Source organism: Acidovorax sp. SUPP2539, from assembly GCF_030158975.1.
Classification (GTDB): Bacteria; Pseudomonadota; Gammaproteobacteria; order Burkholderiales; family Burkholderiaceae_C; genus Paracidovorax.
In genome coordinates this window covers 48,209-64,778 of the sequence record NZ_BQXJ01000001.1, presented here as the reverse complement: position 1 = coordinate 64,778, position 16,570 = coordinate 48,209, and the positions used below count along the sequence as shown (strand labels likewise).

Here is a 16,570-nt window from a genome sequence, read left to right as displayed (position 1 = left end):
ACGAACTCGACGCCATGCACGCCACCCGCATCATCGCCATCCGCCACGGAGAAACCGCCTGGAACGTGGACACGCGCATCCAGGGCCATCTGGACATTCCGCTCAACCACACCGGCCTGTGGCAGGCACGCCGCGTGGGCGAGGCCCTGGCCGGCGAGCCCGTGGCCGCCATCTATGCCAGCGACCTGCAGCGCGCCCATGCCACCGCGCAGGCGGTGGCCGACACCACGGGCGCACCGCTGATCGCCGAGCCCGGCTTGCGCGAGCGCAGCTTCGGCCAGCTGCAGGGCCGCACCTTCGCCGAGATCGAGACCGAAATGCCCGAGGAGGCCCGCCGCTGGCGCCAGCGCGATCCGCACTTCGTGCCCGACGGGGGCGAGTCGCTGATCGTGTTCCGAGAGCGCATCCTCGGCACCACCCACCAGCTGGCGCAGCGCCACCCCGGCGAACTCGTGGTACTGGTCGCCCACGGCGGCGTGATGGACGTGCTGTACCGCGCCGCCACCGGCCAGGAACTGCAGGCCCCACGCACCTGGCAACTCACCAACGCGGCCATCAACCGCCTGCTCTGGACCGGCGACGGCCTCACCCTGGTCGGCTGGGCCGACACACAGCACCTGGACGACGCCACGCGCGATGAAGCCCATTCCTGAATCCCTGCGCGCCAGCATCGGCCTGCGCGTCGACCTGATCGACACCCCCGCACTCGTCGTCGATCTCGACGCCATGGAGCGCAACATCCAGCGCATGGCCGACTTCGCACGCAAGCACCAGGTGCGCTGGCGGCCCCATGCCAAGATGCACAAGAGCGCCGAGCTCGCCCTGCTGTTGCAGCAGGCCGGTGCCACGGGCGCCTGCGTGCAGAAGGTGAGCGAGGCCGAGGCGCTGGCCGCCGCCGGCGTGAACGACCTGTACATCAGCAACCAGGTCATCGCCGCCGCCAAGCTGCTGCGCGTGGCACGCCTGGCGCACCAGCTCGGGCTGCGCGGCGGGCGCCTGGCCCTGGCGGTGGACAGCGAGGAAGGCATCGAACGCCTGGCCGAGGCCATGGCCGTCACCGCCAGCGATGCGGGCATCGATGTGTTCGTGGAAATCGACGTGGGCCAGCGGCGCTGCGGCGTGCCGCCCGGCGAACCGGCCGTGGCCCTGGCGCTGGCCGTGGCGCGCCATGCCCGGCTGCGTTTCGCGGGCCTGCATGCCTACCATGGCCGCGCGCAGCACCTGCGCGGCGCCCAGGCCCGCCGGGAGGCCATCGCCGCCGTGGTGGAGGCCGCGCGCCACACGCGCGACCTCATCACCGCCGCCGGCCTTCCGGTGCCGCTGGTGACCGGCGCGGGCACCGGCACGCTGGTGCACGAGGCCGCCAGCGGCGTCTACGGCGAACTGCAGGCGGGCTCGTTCCTGTTCATGGACGCGGACTACGCCGGCAACGAACGCGAGCCGGCCCAGCCGGCCTTCGAGCATGCACTGTTCGTCAAGACCCAGGTCATCTCCAGCCAGGAAACGCACGCGGTGTGCGATGCCGGCCACAAGAGCCATGCCATCGACTCCGGCCTGCCGATCGTGGCGATGCTGCCGCCCGAGCGGGCGCTGCGCTATGCCAACGGCGGCGACGAGCACGGCATTCTCTACGCCGACGGCAACAAGGCCCGGCTGCCCTCGCTGGGCCGCATGCTGTGGCTCATTCCCGGCCATTGCGACCCGACGGTGAATCTGTACGACTTCCTGATCGGTGTGCGCGGCGGGCTGGCGCACGGCGTGGTGGAGCGGATCATCCGGGTGGATGCCCGGGGCGCGCTGACCTGACCTGAAGCACTGGCAGGCGCCTGCGCGACGGTCTGCAACAAGAAAGAAAAAGGCCGGGTTGCCCCGGCCTCGTCGGCCATCGCCACCGAAGCGCTAGCCGCGCCCGGGTGGCCATGGCGGCAGGCAGGCCGCTGCCTGCCCATCCGCGGTCAGGGACGCGACGGATAGATGCCGTTCACGGCAATGATGAAGTTCAGCGTGATGCCGGGCTGCAGCGTGCTGACCGTGACGGGCACGTTCATCTGCACGGGCGTGGGCGTGGCGCTGCCGGCCGCTTGCGTGGTGATGGCAGGCAGGGTCAAGGGTGCATCGAAAGGCTTGAGCGTCGTGGTGGAGGACTTGGAGCTGTACACCTTGGCGGTGTTGTTGCCCGCCGTTGCCTTCCCGGCGATCAGAGTCGGCCCAGGAACGTTGTTGTCGCCCGTGGTGTCGTCGGCTGGAATGGACACCGAGGCCGTTCCGCCCGCAGCCACCGTCACGCCATGGGTGTGGGCGGGCAGGTTGGCGAGCGACAGGATCGCAGCGCCAATGGCGTTGGTGGACGCGGTAGCGGCACCGCTCGTACCACCGATGGTCACCATGTTCTGGGAACCGAGCGGAACCCGGTTGCGCAGATCGGGCAAGCCGAAGGTGTTGACGCCATCGCCGCCATAACGGGTGCCCAGCAGCGAGTAGAGCGCCTGGTTCTGATTGATTGACAGCAGTGTGCCGTCGCACAGGGCCCAGCCCTGCGGAACCCATGGCACGGCCCAAAGAATGATCTGGCCCAGAATCGGATCCATGTGAGTTTCCCTCTCCCAAAAAAGGTTTGTCGATCAAATATCCGCACCTGGCAGCGATGCTTTTTGACGATCTCGCAGCGAAGGCGGATAGAGGGAGTAAACACCAGAAATCGCAGGGCGACAAGCGAGAATTCACGGGGCGTCGAGAATGCAACGCGCGCCGGTCCCCGGCGCGTATCTGGCTGCTGCGATGAAGCCGCAGGAGCGTTCGGACAAGGGGTCCGGAAGCGATCGGTCAAGCAGCCGACGGCGGCCCGCCGAACAGGTCGGCAGGGTTGCGGGACGGCGCCACGCCCAGGTGGCGATAGGCCGCCAGGGTGGCCACTCGCCCGCGCGGCGTGCGCTGCAGGTAGCCCTGCTGGATCAGGTAGGGCTCGATCACGTCCTCGATGGTGCCGGACTCCTCGCCGATGCTCGCGGCGATGTTGTCCAGCCCCACGGGACCGCCGTCGAAACGGTGGATCACGGCCTCGAGCAGCTTGCGGTCCATCACGTCGAAGCCCTGGGGGTCCACGTCGAGCATGGTGAGCGCGCGCTGGGCGATATCGAGCGTGATCTGGCCCGTGCCCTTCACGTCGGCGTAGTCGCGCACCCGGCGCAGCAGGCGGTTGGCGATGCGCGGCGTGCCGCGCGATCGGCGCGCGATCTCGAAGCCCCCGTCCGGCTGGATCGGCGTGTTGAGCAGCCCGGCGCTGCGCATGACGATGCGCGAGAGTTCCTCGGGGGTGTAGAACTCCAGCCGCGCGACGATGCCGAAGCGGTCGCGCAGCGGGTTGGTGAGCATGCCGGCGCGGGTGGTCGCCCCCACCAGGGTGAAGGGCTGCAGATCCAGCTTGATGCTGCGCGCCGCGGGCCCCTCGCCGATCATGATGTCGATCTGGTAGTCCTCCAGCGCGGGGTAGAGGATTTCCTCCACCACGGGCGAGAGCCGGTGGATCTCGTCGATGAACAGGACGTCGTTGCGCTCCAGGTTGGTCAGCAGCGCGGCCAGGTCCTTGGGCTTTTCCAGCACGGGGCCGGAGGTCTGGCGCAGGTTCACGCCCAGCTCCGCGGCAATGATGTGGCTGAGCGTGGTCTTGCCCAGGCCCGGGGGCCCGAACAGCAGCACGTGGTCCAGCGCCTCGCCGCGCTTGCGCGCCGCACCGATGAAGATCTCCAGCTGCTCGCGCGCCTTGGCCTGACCGACGTACTCCTGCAGCAGCTTGGGGCGCAGCGCCCGCTCCAGCGCTTCCTCCTGCGGGGAGGCCGGCGCGGCGGAGATCACGCGTTTGGCGGGTGCGGGGGCGAAGTCGTCGGTCTGGATGCTCATGCGTTGCGGATCAGTTGGAAGTCCAGGCGTAGTACACGGGGCCTTCGTATTGGTACACCGGATAGGTGGCCTGCACGAAGTCGCGCTCTCCCTGGCTGATGGTGTAGAAGTGCGTGCCGTTGCTCTTGTTGAAGAAACGGTACATCGCGGTCGAGCCGTTGCCGGCGCCGGTCTGGGCATACCAGATCGGGCCTTCGTACTCGAACGACGGGTAGGTGGCGCGCACGAAGTCGCGTTCGCCCGCATCGATGGTGTAGAAGTGCGCGCCGTTGCTCTTGTTGAAGAATCGGTACACAGCGCTCTGGCCGGCGGTGGCGCCGCCGTAGGCATAAAAGGCCACGCCTTCGTAGGCGAACGCCGGGTAGGTGTTGATCACGAAGTCGCGCTCGCCCGCGCTCGCCGTGAAGAAGTGCGCGCCCGTGCTGCTGTTGAAGAAGCGGTACACGGCGGTGCGGCCGCTGGCGCTGGTGGCCGGCGACAACCAGTTCTTGATGGACGCGTTGTACGCCACGTCGAAGCGGCCGTAGTAGTCCGACGAGGCCTTGTTGGTGCACACGGCGCTGCCGCCGTAGAGCGTGCCGATCAGCGCGCCGCCGGAGAAGATGCCCGAGCCGCTGCTGCCGCCCTCGGTCGTGCCCTGGCTCCACGTCACCCGGTAGAAGTTGCCGCTGGTGCCGCTGCAGGTGAAGTTGGTGTCGCTGATGGACGTGCACGCGGTGAGGGACGCCAGGTTGCCGAAGCTGATCTTCTGCAGGTCGCCGCGGGGATGGTGGATGCCCGCGATGGCGCCGCCCAGCCCCTGGGGATTGGCGTTCCATGCGGCGAACACGGCGCCGGCGGGCGGGGCCTCATTCAGGCGCAGGAACGACGTGTCGCTGCTGTCCGTCGCGTACAGCAGCGTGGCGCCGCCGGTGCGCGCCGTGGTGGCGGACGACAGCGTGCGGCTGTTGCAGCTGGGGGAGCGGTAGAACCAGTCGGTGCGCAGGGTGGACGCCACGGTCTGCGTGGAGATGCAGTGGTTGGCCGAGATGAAGTAGGGCGTGCCGGTGCCGTCGCGGTCGTTCAGCAGCGTGCCCGAGCACACGTAGGTCTTGCCGTCGGGGCGCACGAACAGCATCCGTGCCACGGCGTTGCGCTGGGCGGCGTAATCGTCGTAGCAGGTCGAATCGAGGTTGCAGGTGTCGGATTCGTTGATCTTGGTCTGCTGCTCCAGCTCTTCGGCCGTGGGCAGCGACAGGTTGTCGTAGATGTGCGACAGGCGCGGCACCGACAGGTCGATCGCGCTCGCGGGCGTGCCGGATGGCAACTCGATCTCCAGCGTGGCCTCGTCGCCGCCCGTGTCGGGCGTCCACCAGGTGCGGCCGGCGTCGGAGGTGTCGCCCGCCGTCTGGTTGCGCTCGATGATCTGCAGCACTTCCTGGCCGGCGATCTCGAAAACCGCCGAGGGCCGGGCCTGGCTGTACACGCGCAGCACGGCGCTGCCGGGCAGCTGGCGCACCAGCACGCCCAGGCGCAGGCCGTGCGCGCCTTCGGCCGAGAAGCTCAGGGCGGCAACCTGGCCGCCGCTGGCCGTGGGCGTCCACTGCAGCTGCTGCAAGGTGGCGCTGGCTGTGGCCGTCTGGGCGATGCTGCGGGGGCTGCCGACCTGGCGCGGACCGAAGCCGCTGGCCGCCCCTTCCTTGGACTGGTCCAGCGGCCCGAGGGCGATGCGGGCGGGTGCGATGGCCGCGCCGATCGCACGGTCCTTGACCCGCGCCACGTCCTGCACGGCGGAAGCCGGCTGCTCGCGCGACTCCACGCTGTAGACCAGGGCCCTGGCCTGCGGCGCGGCCGCGGACTGCACCGCATCGCCGCCGCTGCCGCCACCGCAGGCAGCCAGCACCGAGGCCACCGCCAGAACCGCCAAAGATCGAACTCGCCTCATTACCAGCTGCATGGAACAACTCCTGTCATCGGTTCGGGGCGGTCCCATGCCGCCCCGGATTGCAAAATGTGCCACAGCCCCGTGGCTGCCGGCAGGTGATTTCATCGCCGCGTTGCGGCATCGCGTCATGGCCCCGTTGCGCTCCCAGGCCCGCTACCGCGCCGCCAGCCACTCGTGCCAGAACGGCGCGGGGCCATCGCCGCGGCGGCCCGCCGGCCCATGCGGTGCCCCGAACCCGCGGGCGGGATGCCGCCAGGCCACCGGCACGCTCACCGGCGGCGACAGCCACTGCTTGAGCGCCTTCTGGTAGGCCAGATCGAAGCGGCCGTACACCCGCACATCGTCGACCGAGCATTGGGCGCTGGAGGCGAACCCGTACAGCGTCCCGATCACGCGGCCGCCGTGGAAGATGGCCGATCCGCTGCTGCCGTCCTCTACCGTGCCGCGGTCGAATCCGACGTCGTAGTAGCCGGCCGAGGCGTCCGTGGAGGAATCGCACAGCATGGAGCCGTCCGTGTCGTTGGTGCAGGCCAGCGTGCCCATGATGCTGCCGGTGCTGATCTTCTGCAGGTCGCCCCGGGGATGGTGGATACCGACCACCGCCGCCGATTCGGCTTGCGGGCCGGCGTCCCAGGCGGCGAACACGGCGCCCGGGGGCGGCGCCTCGTTCAGCCGCAGCAGGGCGGTGTCGGTGTCTGCGCTGGCGTAGAGCAGCGTCGCGCCGCCCGTTCGCGCGGTGGACCGGGGCGACAGCGTGGCGCTGTTGCACGCCTGCGAGCGGAAGAACCAGTCCGTCTGCAGGGTGGACGCCACGGTCTGCGAGGCGATGCAGTGGTTGGCGCTGAGGAAGTACGGTGTGCGCGTGGCGTCGCGGTCGTTGAGCAGCGTGCCGGTGCAGACGTAGGCCTTGCCGTTGTCCACGAACAGCATCCGCGCCACGGCATCGCGCTGGGGGGCGTATTCGTCGAAGCAACTCGCATCCAGGTTGCAGGCGATGGCGTCGCCGACCGCCTTGGCCGCCTGGGCGCCCTCCGGCGGCAGGGACAGGTTCTCGAAGAGGTGCGCCAGCGCCGGAACAGCCACGTCCAGCGCGGCGGCCGGCACGCCGGCGGGCAGCTCGATCTCCAGCGTGGCCTCGCTCGCGCCGGAATGGGGGGTCCACCAGGTGCGCGCGTTGTCCGATGCGTCGCCCGCCGCGATATTGCGCCCGATGGCCTGCAGGATGGCCTGCCCGGTGGTCTCGTACACCGCATCGGGACGGTCCTGGCGGTACACCCGCACCACGGCCTCGTCCGGGATCTGCCGCACCCGCACGCCCAGGCGCAGGCCCTGCGCGTCTTCGGACGCAAAACTCACGGCCGCCTTCATGCCGCCGTTGGCCAACGGGGTCCACTGCAGCAGCCGCTGCAGGCCGTCCGCCGTGGCGGTGGCCTCGATGGCGCGGGCATCGCCCACCCAGCGGGCGCCGTCGTGCCGGGACTGCGCCGCCTTGGGCCGCACGAAGGCGGGCAAGGCCACGCGGGCCGGTTCCACCCGCGGGCCCGCCGCGCGCTGCTTGGTGCGGGAAACCGCGTCCTCGGCACCCGCCGGCTGCACGGCCGAGTCCACCTGCAGCACCTCGGACGGCGCTGCGCTCACGGTGACGGCGCCGCTGTCGCCCCCGCCACCCCCGCCGCACCCCGACACCAGCGACGCCACCACGACCAGCGCGGCACCGCGCGCCATCCATTTCCCTTTGGCCATCTTTCGTTCACTCCCTTCTTTGATGGATCGACACGGACCCGCGCCACGCCGCTCAGAGGCATGCGCACGGTCTCCCATTCCTTGTTCTTCGTTGACCCGTGGCCCTCATTTGGCCAGCGCCTTGAGCGCCAGCTTGATCCCGTCGCTCACCCCCACGTCCTGGGGCAGCGCCTTCAGCGCGGCGGCGGCTTCCTTGTCGTTGTAGCCCAGCGCCAGCAGGGCCTGCAGGATGTCGGCCTGCGCGTCGCTCGTGGCGTGCGCATGGGCGCCGATGTCGGCCCCCAGCTTGCCCTTGAGCTCCAGCAGCAGGCGCTCGGCGGTCTTCTTGCCGATACCGGGCACCTTCACCAGGCGCCCCGCCTCCTGCAGGGAAACGGCCTGCGCCAGGTCGGACACGCCCATGCCGCTCAGGATGGACAGCGCGGTGCGCGGGCCTACCCCGGAGATCTTGATGAGTTCGCGGAACGCCTGGCGCTCCGGCGCCGTGGCAAAGCCGTAGAGCAGTTGCGCGTCCTCGCGCACAATGAACTGGGTGAGCAGGGCCACGCGCTCCCCCACGGGCGGCAGGTTGTAGAAGGTGCTCATGGGCACCTGCACCTCGTAGCCGACGCCGTGGCAGTCCAGCAGCACTTCTGGCGGGTTCTTTTCCAGCAGCGTGCCGGTGAGTTTGCCTATCATTGATGTCCTTCGCCGCACCGTTGCGGCCATCCAACCGGAATTATCCGCGTGATCCTGCGACACACCTTCACCCCCCACAACAACAACCGGCTGTCGCACCTGTGCGGCCCGGCCGATGCGAACCTGCGCACCATCGAGACGGCGCTGTCGGTCAGCATCGCGCACCGGCACGAGCAGTTCAAGGTGGATGGGCCGAAGGCCAAGGCCACCCAGGCGATGGAGCTGCTCCAGGCGCTGTACGAAATGGCCGAGCGGCCCATCGCCGAGGAGCACCTGCAGCTCATGCTGGCCGGCGACAGCGCCATGCTGGAGGCGCCCGGTGACGGCGCGGTGACGCTCAACACCCGCCGCGCCGACCTGCGCGCGCGCACCCCCACGCAGAGCAACTACCTGGACAACATCGCCAGCCACGACATCACCTTCGGCATCGGCCCCGCCGGCACCGGCAAGACCTACCTGGCCGTCGCCTGCGCGGTGGACGCCCTGGAGCGCAACGCGGTGCAGCGCATCGTGCTGACGCGGCCGGCGGTCGAGGCCGGCGAGCGCCTGGGCTTCCTGCCCGGCGACCTCACGCAGAAGGTGGACCCGTACCTGCGGCCGCTGTACGACGCGCTCTACGACCTCATGGGCTACGAGAAGGTGCAGAAGGCCTTCGAGCGCAATGCGCTGGAGATCGCGCCGCTGGCCTTCATGCGCGGGCGCACGCTGAACAACGCCTTCATCATCCTGGACGAGGCCCAGAACACCACGCCCGAGCAGATGAAGATGTTCCTCACCCGCATCGGCTTCGGCGCCCGCGCCGTGGTGACGGGCGACGTGAGCCAGATCGACCTGCCCAAGGGCGCGATGAGCGGCCTGATCGACGCCGAACGGGTGCTCAAGCGCGTCAAGGGCATCGCGATCACCCGGTTCACCACCGCCGACGTGGTGCGCCACCCGCTCATCGCCCGCATCGTGGACGCCTACGATGCCCAGCGCACGGCGGGCAGCCGCGCAGGGCACTCCTGAATTAATAGCACAATGCCCTAGTGAAACATGCGCCAGAGGCCCAAATGACCCTGAACCATCTGACCCTGTCGCTGCAGTTCGCGCGCTTTCCCGGGGTGCAGGAACACCGCGCCGCCCTGCCCCGCCATGCCGCGGCGCGCTTCATCCGCCACGCGCTGTCCAGCGACGCCGAGATCACCGTGCGCATCGTCGATGCCGAAGAAGGCCAGGCCCTCAACCGCGAGTACCGCCGCAAGGACTACGCCACCAACGTGCTCACCTTCGACTACGCGCAGGAGCCCCTGGTGATGGCCGACCTCGTGCTGTGCGCACCCGTGGTGGCGCGCGAGGCGCGCGAGCAGAACCGCGACCTGCGCGCGCACTACGCCCACCTGCTGGTGCACGGCACGCTGCACGCCCAGGGCTGGGACCACGAGACCAGCGCCGAGGACGCCGACGAGATGGAGGCCTACGAGACGGCCATCCTGCAGGAACTGGGCTTCGACGACCCGTACGCGGACTGAGCCGGCCACGGCGCGGGCCGCGCCCTCCCCACCGCCTAAAAGCCGGATGGTGCCTCCAAACAGCCCCATGCCGGGGTATTGATTGCCTGTTTAGCTATTATTTCAATAGCAAACCATCCGCTGGCGCCATGCGCAGTGGAATGGTGACCGGCCCGTCGTTGACCAGGTGCACCTGCATGTCGGCCGCGAAGCGGCCGGTCTCCACCACCGGGTGCAGCGCCCGCGCCCGGGCCACGAACAGGTCGTACAGCCGCCGTCCCTCGTCCGGCGCCGCCGCCTGGGTGAAGCTCGGGCGGTTTCCGCCGGAGGTGTCGGCGGCCAGCGTGAACTGGCTCACGACGAGCAGGCCGCCGCCTACGTCCTGCACGCTGCGGTTCATCTTGCCCGCATCGTCGGTGAACACGCGCAGCTTGAGCAGCTTGGTCAGCAGCCGGTCGGCCTCGGCATCGGTGTCGCCGCGCTCGGCGCACAGCAGCACCAGCAGGCCCGGGCCGATGCGGCCCACCACCTCGCCATCCACTTCCACGCGCGCTTCGCGCACGCGCTGCAACACGCTCATCATGGTGGGGAATCCTTCGGTTCTTCCAGAAATGCCTCGACCCCGACGGGCAGCAGCTCGATGGTCACGCGCAGCCCGGGCACGGCGCGCATCAGGGCGGTCTCCACGGCGCCGCGCAACTGGGCGGCGCGGCCCAGGCTCCACTCGGCGGGCACGTGCATGTGCAGGCCGGCAAAGCGGCGCTGCCCGGCCTGCCGCGTGATGAGGTGGTCGAAGCGCACCTGCGGCGCGCCCTGCGAGAAACCGTGCAGCGCCGCGTCGATGGCCGCCTGCGCCTCCGGCTCCACGGCCGCGTCCATCAGGCCCTGCGAGGCACGCCACACCATGTGCGCCCCTTCCCGCAGGATGTTCAGCGCCACGGCCATGGCCACCACCGGGTCCAGCCAGAGCCAGCCGGTCGCGCTGGCCGCGCCGATGCCGACGACCACGCCCGCCGAGGTCCAGACATCGGTGACGAGGTGGCGCGCATCGCCCTCCAGCGCCACCGACCGGTGCACGCGCGCGGAGCGGAACATCAGCCACGCCAGACCGCCGTTGAGCGCCGAGCTGACCACCGACAGCGCCAGGCCCCAGCCGACCTGCTCCAGCGGCTGCGGCGAGGACAGCCGGTGCGCCGCCGCCCAGAAGATGGCGGCGGAGGCCCCCACGATCAGGATGCCCTCGAACCCGGAAGAAAAATACTCGGCCTTGTGGTGCCCGTAGGGGTGGTCGTCGTCCGCCGGGCGCTGCGCCACGGTCACCATGGCCAGCGCGAACACCGCGCCCGCCAGGTTGACGAACGACTCCAGCGCATCGGACAGCAGCCCCACCGAGCCGGTGAGGTGCCAGGCCAGCGTCTTGAGCACGATGGTGACCAGCGCCACGGCCACCGAGCCCCACAGCAGCGTGCGGGGCGCGGGCGCGGCAGGACCGGTGCGGCCCGGGGCGCTCGGATCAGAAGGCAAGGGACGGGAGGGCATGGGCTGGCAAGGAAAGCGCCGGGGCCGCCATTCTGCCCCGAACGGCGCCATTCCGAGCCGCCGGCGGCCTGCCACGGCGAGCCCGCCACGCCCGCGAAGCCCCCACTCACTGCGGCCTGGCCGGCACCCGGAAGGGGATGCGAGGGAGAGCGCCCGCGCCCGCCGGGCTCAGGCCGGCAAGCCGTTGAACTTGCGCAGCGTCTTGTCGACGAGCCCTTCGGGCAGGTAGCGGCGCAGCGAACGGACCTGGGTGGACTGCTTGCCGGCCGAGTAGCGCAGCTTGGGCCGGGTGGCCGTGGCGGCCTTCACGACGGCATCGGCGACGATCTGCGGCGCATCGCCCGACTCCACCCATTGGCGCATGAGCGCTTCGCTCCGGGCGCGATCGTCGGCATAGTCCGCGAGGGGGCGGTCGGCGCGCGACAGGTTTTCCTCGAACGCCGTGCGCGTCACACCGGGCTCCACCAGAACCACGCGGATGCCGAACCGGCGCACTTCGTGGTCGAGGGATTCCGAGTAGCCCTCGATCGCGTGTTTGGTCGATGCGTAGAAGGCGTTGAAGGGCGCCGGAATCAGCCCCAGGATCGAGCTCATGTTGATGATGCGGCCGCTCTTTTGGGTCCGCATGAGCGGCAGCACCGCGTTGACGACGCGGGCGACGCCGAAGACGTTGACGTCGAACAGGCGCTGCGCCTGCCCGATCGAGGATTCCTCGGCCCCGCCCAGCAGGCCCACGCCGGCGTTGTTGACGACCAGATCGATGCGCCCTGCCCGCCTGGCCACCTCGTCCACAAGGCGCTGGACCGACGCCTCGTCCGTCACGTCGCAGGCCAGCATCGTGACACCGTCGGGCGGATCGGCGGGTGCCTTGCGGCTGGTGCCGAAGACCTGGTAGCCCGCCTGCACCAGGGACCGGGCGGTCACGAGCCCGATGCCCGACGACGCCCCCGTCACGACGGCGATACCCCTGTTCGTCTTGCGCATTGTTTTCCTTTCGTCATGGGCCGGATGGCCGACGAAGGGATATTACTATCGAAACAGTATTAAGTAACTACTGAAAAGATATTTTCTAAGGCACGTCGGGGCGGCGTCCGTCAGGCATACAGCCGCGAGGCGTTCTGCCGGACCGCGCCGGCCCGGTCCGGGCCCAGCGCCTCCACCACCGGCTGCCACACCGAGGCGTAGGCCGGCATGGCATCAGCAGCGAACGACGTGTGCGGCCAGTCCGAGCCCCACACCAGCCGCCCGGGCGCCAGGTCCGCCACACGCCGGACCGTCTCCTGCAGCGCGCCGTAGGGCGCCTGCGCGCGCAGCCGGTACCAGCCGGACAGCTTGATCCACGCGCCCTGCGCGGCCAGCGCCGCGAGGGCGTTCCATGCCGCGTCGTCCGCCGGCAACTCGGCATGCAGGCCCGCCAGGTGGTCGAGCACGCAGGCCACGCCGGTGCGGTCGTGCAGCGCCGCGATCTCCGCCAGATGCTCCGGGCCGGCATACCACTGCACGTGCCAGCCGCGCTCGCGCAGGCGCGGCGCCAGGGCGCGAAACGCCTCGGGCCCGTTGCCCACCGGCGAGACGCGGTTGAAGCGCACGCCCCGCACGCCCAGCGCGTGCATGCGGTCCAGCAGGGCGTCGGGTACCGCGGCGTCCACCACGGCCACGCCGCGGTGCCGGCCGGGCCGTGCGGCCAGCGCGCTCAGCATCACCGCGTTGTCGGTGCCGTACACGCTGGGCTGCACCAGCACCAGATGCCGCACCCCATGGGCGGCAGCCAGGCCCTCGATGCGCTCCAGCGGATGGTGCGCGGGGCGGTAGTGGCCGGGCTGGGTCGGCGCATCGGCGTCGAACACATGGACGTGCGCGTCCCAGCAGGCACCGGATACGTCCCAGGCATCGGGGAGGGGGGCGCGGTCGGCGTCGGTCGGCATCGGTTCAGCCGACCGAGATGTTGCGGTCGCGCACCACCTGGGCCCACTGCCCCTGCTGGGCCCGGATGAAGGCGCCGGCCGAGGCCTGCGATGCATCGGCGAACACATCGCCGCCCAGCGCGCGGATGCGCGCCAGCACCTCGGCATCGCCCAGCGCCTTGCGGATGCCATCGACCAGGCGCGTGCGCGTGGCGGCGGGCAAGCCGGCGGGGGCGAGCACCGGGTTCCATTCCAGCACCTCGTACTTGCGCACGCCCGCTTCGGTCATGGTGGGCACCTCCGGCAGCGAACGGGCCCGCAGCGCGGCCGTCACGGCCAGCGCGCGCAGCTTGCCGGAGCGGATGTGGCCCAGCGCCGAGGCCACGTTGGCGAAAAAGAGCGGCACCTGCCCCGCCATGACATCGTTCATCGCGGGGCCGCCGCCCCGGTAGGGAATGTGCGACAGCCGCACCCCGGCGCGCTCCTCGAACAGCGCTCCCGCCAGGTGCTGCGCCGAGCCGTTGCCGGACGACGCATAGGCCACTTCGCCCGGCTTGGCGCGGGCCAGCGCGATCACGTCCTGCACGCTGCGCGCCTGGAACCCCGCGGAGCACACCAGCACGTTGGGGAAGGTGGCCAGCACGGCCAGCGGCGTGAAGGCCTTGTCGGTGTCGTAGGCCATCTTGGGATAGAGAGCGGGGTTGACCGCGAAGGACGAGGCGTCCAGCAGCAGCGTGCTGCCGTCCGGCGTGGCACGCGCCACGTAGGCGCCGGCGATCTGGCCGCTGGCGCCGGGCTTGTTGTCCACCACCACGTTCTGGCCCAGCGCTTCGCCCAGCCGCGGCGCGATGATGCGCGCCATCAGGTCCGCGCCGCCGCCGGCAGGGTAGGAGACCACCAGCGTCACGGGCTTGCCGCCGATGCCTTGCGCGCGGCCGGCCACCCAGGGCGCGGCCAGGGCGGCGCCGGCGGCACCGAGGATCCAGCGGCGGCGGGCGCCGCCGGTGGCGGGGGATGCGATGGAAGGCATGCGGGTCTCCAGGTTCGGCTCAGGTCAGGGTGACGGTGTAGTGAAAGGCGTGGGCATCGCCTCGCGTGACGCGCCATTCGACGCAGCGGCCGGCCAGGTCCATGGCACGGCGGGTGACCACGGCGCAGGGGTGCCCCGCCGCGAGCCCCAGGCTGCGCGCCTGGGGCGCGGACAGCACGCCGAAGCCGATGTTGTCCACCGCCCGCTGCACGTGCACGCCGCAGCGGCTGGCATAGAAGGGATAGAGCAGCGGCGGCCAGGCGGCGGTGTCGTCCTCCGCCAGCGCGGCGAAGCGGTCCAGCGGCAGCCAGATGTGCTCCAGCAGGCAGGGCTCGCCGTCGATCAGCCGCAGGCGGTGTAGGCGCAGCACCGGCTCGCCCGGTGCCAGGCCCAGCGCGCGGGCCGCCTCGGCCGGCGCCGCAATGGCCTGGCGCGACAGGATGCGCGAAGCGGGTTCCTGCCCCGCCGCGCCCTCGCCGAAGCGAAAGAACCGCAGCATCGACGCGCCGGCGATGCCGCTGCGCACGAAAGTGCCCTTGCCGTGGATGCGCTCGATCAGGCCCTGCTCCACCAGCAGCTCCAGCGCGCGCCGCAGCGTGCCCAGCGCCACGCCATGCTCGGCGGCCAGCGCCTGCTCGGCCGGCAGGGCCGTGCCGGGCAGCCATTCGCCCCGGACGACGCGGTGCCGCAGCGCGGCCGCCAGCGCGGCGTAGCGGGCGAGGCCGGGGTGTTCCGCCACGGCGGGAGGGGATGCGGGCGACGGCAATTGATCTACTCCTCTAGATGACTTACAGTCTAAGACAGGGCGCAGGCGGCGCGATCGGGACAAACCCGGGGGCGCCGGCCCCGCCGCTGCCAGGGCCCCTCAGGAGCCGTCAAAGGCCGTCAGGTGCCATCCACCAGCCGCGCCTTCACGAGCTTGCCCTTGACCCGGCCGGCCGCCAGGCGCCGCAACACGTCCTGGGCGATGCCCCGCTCCACCGCCACGTAGGTGGAGAAATCGTTCACGTTGATCTTGCCCACCTGCTCGCGCGCAAAGCCCATCTCGCCGGTGAGCGCGCCCAGCACGTCGCCCGCGCGGATCTTTTCCTTGCGCCCGCCGATGATCTGGATGGTGGCCATGGGCGGCAAAAGCGGCCCGCCGGGGGCGGCGGTCAGCTCGGACAGCGGGTGCCATTCCGACTCGCGGCCCTGCAGTTGCTCGATCTTGCCCACGCTGCCCATCTCGGGCAGGCTGGCCAGGCTCAAGGCGAGGCCTTCGGCGTCCGCGCGGCCGGTGCGGCCGATGCGGTGTACGTGGATCTCGGGATCGGGGGTCACGTCCACGTTGATCACCGCCTGCAACTGGGCGATGTCCAGGCCCCGCGCGGCCACGTCGGTGGCCACCAGCACCGAGCAGCTGCGGTTGGCGAACTGCACCAGCACCTGGTCGCGCTCGCGCTGCTCCAGCTCGCCATAGAGGGCCAGCGCGTGAAAGCCCTGCGCCTGCAGCACACCCACCAGGTCGCGGCACTGCTGCTTGGTGTTGCAAAAGGCGATGGCCGATTCGGGCCGGAAGTGGTTCAGCAGCTGCGACACGGCGTGCAGGCGCTCGCTCTCCTTCACCTCGTACCAGCGCTGCGCGATCTTGGCCGAACCATGCTGGGCCTGCACCGTGATGCGCTGCGGCTCCTTCATGAACTGGCGCGCCAGGCGCTCGATGCCCTCGGGGTAGGTGGCGGAAAACAGCAGCGTCTGGCGCTCGGCCGGGCACTGGCGCGCGACCTTTGCGATGTCGTCGAAGAAGCCCATGTCCAGCATGCGGTCGGCCTCGTCGAGCACCAGGGTGTTGAGCGCCTGCAGATCGAGCGTGGCGCGCTCCAGGTGGTCCATCACCCGCCCGGGCGTGCCCACCACGATGTGCGCGCCGTGCTCCAGGCTGGCGATCTGCCCGCGCAGCGGCACGCCGCCGCACAGGGTGACCACCTTGATGTTCTCCTGCGCGCGGGCCAGGCGCCGCACCTCGGTGGCCACCTGGTCGGCCAGCTCGCGCGTGGGGCACAGCACCAGGGCCTGCACCGCGAATCGGCGCGCATTGAGGTTGGCCAGCAGCGCCAGGGCGAAGGCCGCCGTCTTGCCGCTGCCGGTGCTGGCCTGGGCGATCAGGTCGCGGCCCAGCAGGGCCACGGGCAGGCTCGCGGCCTGGATCGGGGTCATGCGGGTGTAGCCCAGCTGCTGCAGGTTGGACAGGGTCGCGGGGTGCAGCGCCAGGGAGGAGAACTCGGCGCCAGCGCCGGAAACGGAAGAAGTCATCCCCGGATTATCCCGGGGCCCGGCCGGCGCAAGGCGGGCAAGGGCTTGCACCCCTCGCCAGCGGCGCCCCGAT

Annotated in this window: 16 protein-coding genes; 4 read left to right on the top strand and 12 right to left on the bottom strand. The window is 70.6% G+C overall.

Annotated elements, in window-relative coordinates; genetic code table 11:
- Positions 1 to 14: 14 nt before the first annotated feature.
- Together AVTE2539_RS00285 and AVTE2539_RS00280 are read left to right on the top strand one after the other, a co-directional pair.
- The gene (locus AVTE2539_RS00285) at positions 15 to 653 is read left to right on the top strand and encodes a histidine phosphatase family protein (RefSeq protein WP_272567152.1); all 639 of its coding nucleotides are present in this window, start codon (positions 15 to 17) and stop codon (positions 651 to 653) included.
- Positions 637 to 1,806: a DSD1 family PLP-dependent enzyme gene (locus AVTE2539_RS00280; RefSeq protein ID WP_284405242.1), complete on the top strand. Its 1,170-nt coding sequence runs from the start codon at positions 637 to 639 to the stop codon at positions 1,804 to 1,806. Before AVTE2539_RS00285 ends, AVTE2539_RS00280 begins: the two co-directional genes overlap by 17 nt.
- Positions 1,807 to 1,955: 149 nt before the next feature.
- Here AVTE2539_RS00280 and AVTE2539_RS00275 read toward each other — a convergent pair whose 3' ends face one another.
- The 5 genes from AVTE2539_RS00275 to ruvA all read right to left on the bottom strand — a co-directional run bounded on the left by AVTE2539_RS00275 (position 1,956) and on the right by ruvA (position 8,242).
- The gene (locus AVTE2539_RS00275; protein ID WP_284407959.1) at positions 1,956 to 2,588 is read right to left on the bottom strand and encodes a phage tail protein; all 633 of its coding nucleotides are present in this window, start codon (positions 2,586 to 2,588) and stop codon (positions 1,956 to 1,958) included.
- A 235-nt stretch (positions 2,589 to 2,823) separates the two neighbouring features.
- On the bottom strand, positions 2,824 to 3,897 hold the full coding sequence (gene ruvB / locus AVTE2539_RS00270) for a Holliday junction branch migration DNA helicase RuvB (RefSeq protein ID WP_272567148.1): 1,074 nt from the start codon (positions 3,895 to 3,897) through the stop codon (positions 2,824 to 2,826).
- A gap of 10 nt (positions 3,898 to 3,907) precedes the next feature.
- Entirely contained in the window at positions 3,908 to 5,833 is a 1,926-nt protein-coding gene (locus AVTE2539_RS00265) for a trypsin-like peptidase domain-containing protein (protein WP_502868842.1), read from the bottom strand.
- A 141-nt stretch (positions 5,834 to 5,974) separates the two neighbouring features.
- Positions 5,975 to 7,564 carry a trypsin-like serine peptidase gene (locus AVTE2539_RS00260; RefSeq protein ID WP_284407957.1) on the bottom strand — a complete coding sequence of 530 codons (1,590 nt, stop codon included), beginning with the start codon at positions 7,562 to 7,564 and terminating at the stop codon, positions 5,975 to 5,977.
- A 105-nt stretch (positions 7,565 to 7,669) separates the two neighbouring features.
- Complete coding sequence (gene ruvA, locus AVTE2539_RS00255; protein ID WP_272567143.1) at positions 7,670 to 8,242, bottom strand: Holliday junction branch migration protein RuvA; 573 nt, start codon at positions 8,240 to 8,242, stop codon at positions 7,670 to 7,672.
- Between the two features lie 48 nt (positions 8,243 to 8,290).
- Here ruvA and AVTE2539_RS00250 point away from each other — a divergent pair, with 48 nt between their 5' ends.
- Both AVTE2539_RS00250 and ybeY read left to right on the top strand, forming a co-directional pair.
- Positions 8,291 to 9,250 (top strand): PhoH family protein, encoded by a 960-nt coding sequence (locus AVTE2539_RS00250; RefSeq protein WP_284407956.1) that lies wholly within the window; start codon positions 8,291 to 8,293, stop codon positions 9,248 to 9,250.
- A gap of 44 nt (positions 9,251 to 9,294) precedes the next feature.
- Entirely contained in the window at positions 9,295 to 9,753 is a 459-nt protein-coding gene (ybeY, locus tag AVTE2539_RS00245) for an rRNA maturation RNase YbeY (RefSeq protein ID WP_284392928.1), read from the top strand.
- Positions 9,754 to 9,850: 97 nt separating this feature from the next.
- Here ybeY and dtd read toward each other — a convergent pair whose 3' ends face one another.
- The 7 genes from dtd to dbpA form a co-directional block, all read right to left on the bottom strand.
- Positions 9,851 to 10,315, bottom strand: coding sequence for a D-aminoacyl-tRNA deacylase (gene dtd / locus AVTE2539_RS00240; RefSeq protein ID WP_284407955.1), 465 nt, complete (start codon positions 10,313 to 10,315; stop codon positions 9,851 to 9,853).
- Positions 10,312 to 11,271, bottom strand: coding sequence for a cation diffusion facilitator family transporter (locus AVTE2539_RS00235; protein ID WP_284407954.1), 960 nt, complete (start codon positions 11,269 to 11,271; stop codon positions 10,312 to 10,314). The genes dtd and AVTE2539_RS00235 overlap by 4 nt, the downstream gene beginning before the upstream one ends.
- Positions 11,272 to 11,439: 168 nt before the next feature.
- Positions 11,440 to 12,255: an oxidoreductase gene (locus AVTE2539_RS00230; protein ID WP_284407953.1), complete on the bottom strand. Its 816-nt coding sequence runs from the start codon at positions 12,253 to 12,255 to the stop codon at positions 11,440 to 11,442.
- A 110-nt stretch (positions 12,256 to 12,365) separates the two neighbouring features.
- Complete coding sequence (locus AVTE2539_RS00225; RefSeq protein ID WP_284407952.1) at positions 12,366 to 13,196, bottom strand: amidohydrolase family protein; 831 nt, start codon at positions 13,194 to 13,196, stop codon at positions 12,366 to 12,368.
- 4 nt (positions 13,197 to 13,200) lie between these two features.
- Positions 13,201 to 14,205, bottom strand: a complete 1,005-nt coding sequence (locus tag AVTE2539_RS00220; RefSeq protein ID WP_272567133.1) for a tripartite tricarboxylate transporter substrate binding protein — start codon at positions 14,203 to 14,205, stop codon at positions 13,201 to 13,203.
- A gap of 19 nt (positions 14,206 to 14,224) precedes the next feature.
- Positions 14,225 to 14,944, bottom strand: a complete 720-nt coding sequence (locus AVTE2539_RS00215) for a GntR family transcriptional regulator (RefSeq protein WP_284407951.1) — start codon at positions 14,942 to 14,944, stop codon at positions 14,225 to 14,227.
- A gap of 146 nt (positions 14,945 to 15,090) precedes the next feature.
- Positions 15,091 to 16,497, bottom strand: a complete 1,407-nt coding sequence (gene dbpA, locus AVTE2539_RS00210; RefSeq protein ID WP_272567131.1) for an ATP-dependent RNA helicase DbpA — start codon at positions 16,495 to 16,497, stop codon at positions 15,091 to 15,093.
- Between the last annotated feature and the right edge of the window lie 73 nt (positions 16,498 to 16,570).

What these genes read in the sequence shown, in the direction of transcription:
- AVTE2539_RS00285 (WP_272567152.1), top strand. Translation starts at nt 15, where the DNA reads ATGCACGCCACCCGCATCATCGCCATCCGCCACGGAGAAACCGCCTGG.
- AVTE2539_RS00280 (WP_284405242.1), top strand. Translation starts at nt 637, where the DNA reads ATGAAGCCCATTCCTGAATCCCTGCGCGCCAGCATCGGCCTGCGCGTC.
- AVTE2539_RS00275 (WP_284407959.1), bottom strand. Translation starts at nt 2,588, where the DNA reads ATGGATCCGATTCTGGGCCAGATCATTCTTTGGGCCGTGCCATGGGTT.
- ruvB (WP_272567148.1), bottom strand. Translation starts at nt 3,897, where the DNA reads ATGAGCATCCAGACCGACGACTTCGCCCCCGCACCCGCCAAACGCGTG.
- AVTE2539_RS00265 (WP_502868842.1), bottom strand. Translation starts at nt 5,833, where the DNA reads ATGCAGCTGGTAATGAGGCGAGTTCGATCTTTGGCGGTTCTGGCGGTG.
- AVTE2539_RS00260 (WP_284407957.1), bottom strand. Translation starts at nt 7,564, where the DNA reads ATGGCCAAAGGGAAATGGATGGCGCGCGGTGCCGCGCTGGTCGTGGTG.
- ruvA (WP_272567143.1), bottom strand. Translation starts at nt 8,242, where the DNA reads ATGATAGGCAAACTCACCGGCACGCTGCTGGAAAAGAACCCGCCAGAA.
- ybeY (WP_284392928.1), top strand. Translation starts at nt 9,295, where the DNA reads ATGACCCTGAACCATCTGACCCTGTCGCTGCAGTTCGCGCGCTTTCCC.
- dtd (WP_284407955.1), bottom strand. Translation starts at nt 10,315, where the DNA reads ATGATGAGCGTGTTGCAGCGCGTGCGCGAAGCGCGCGTGGAAGTGGAT.
- AVTE2539_RS00235 (WP_284407954.1), bottom strand. Translation starts at nt 11,271, where the DNA reads ATGCCCTCCCGTCCCTTGCCTTCTGATCCGAGCGCCCCGGGCCGCACC.
- AVTE2539_RS00230 (WP_284407953.1), bottom strand. Translation starts at nt 12,255, where the DNA reads ATGCGCAAGACGAACAGGGGTATCGCCGTCGTGACGGGGGCGTCGTCG.
- AVTE2539_RS00225 (WP_284407952.1), bottom strand. Translation starts at nt 13,196, where the DNA reads ATGCCGACCGACGCCGACCGCGCCCCCCTCCCCGATGCCTGGGACGTA.
- AVTE2539_RS00220 (WP_272567133.1), bottom strand. Translation starts at nt 14,205, where the DNA reads ATGCCTTCCATCGCATCCCCCGCCACCGGCGGCGCCCGCCGCCGCTGG.
- dbpA (WP_272567131.1), bottom strand. Translation starts at nt 16,497, where the DNA reads ATGACTTCTTCCGTTTCCGGCGCTGGCGCCGAGTTCTCCTCCCTGGCG.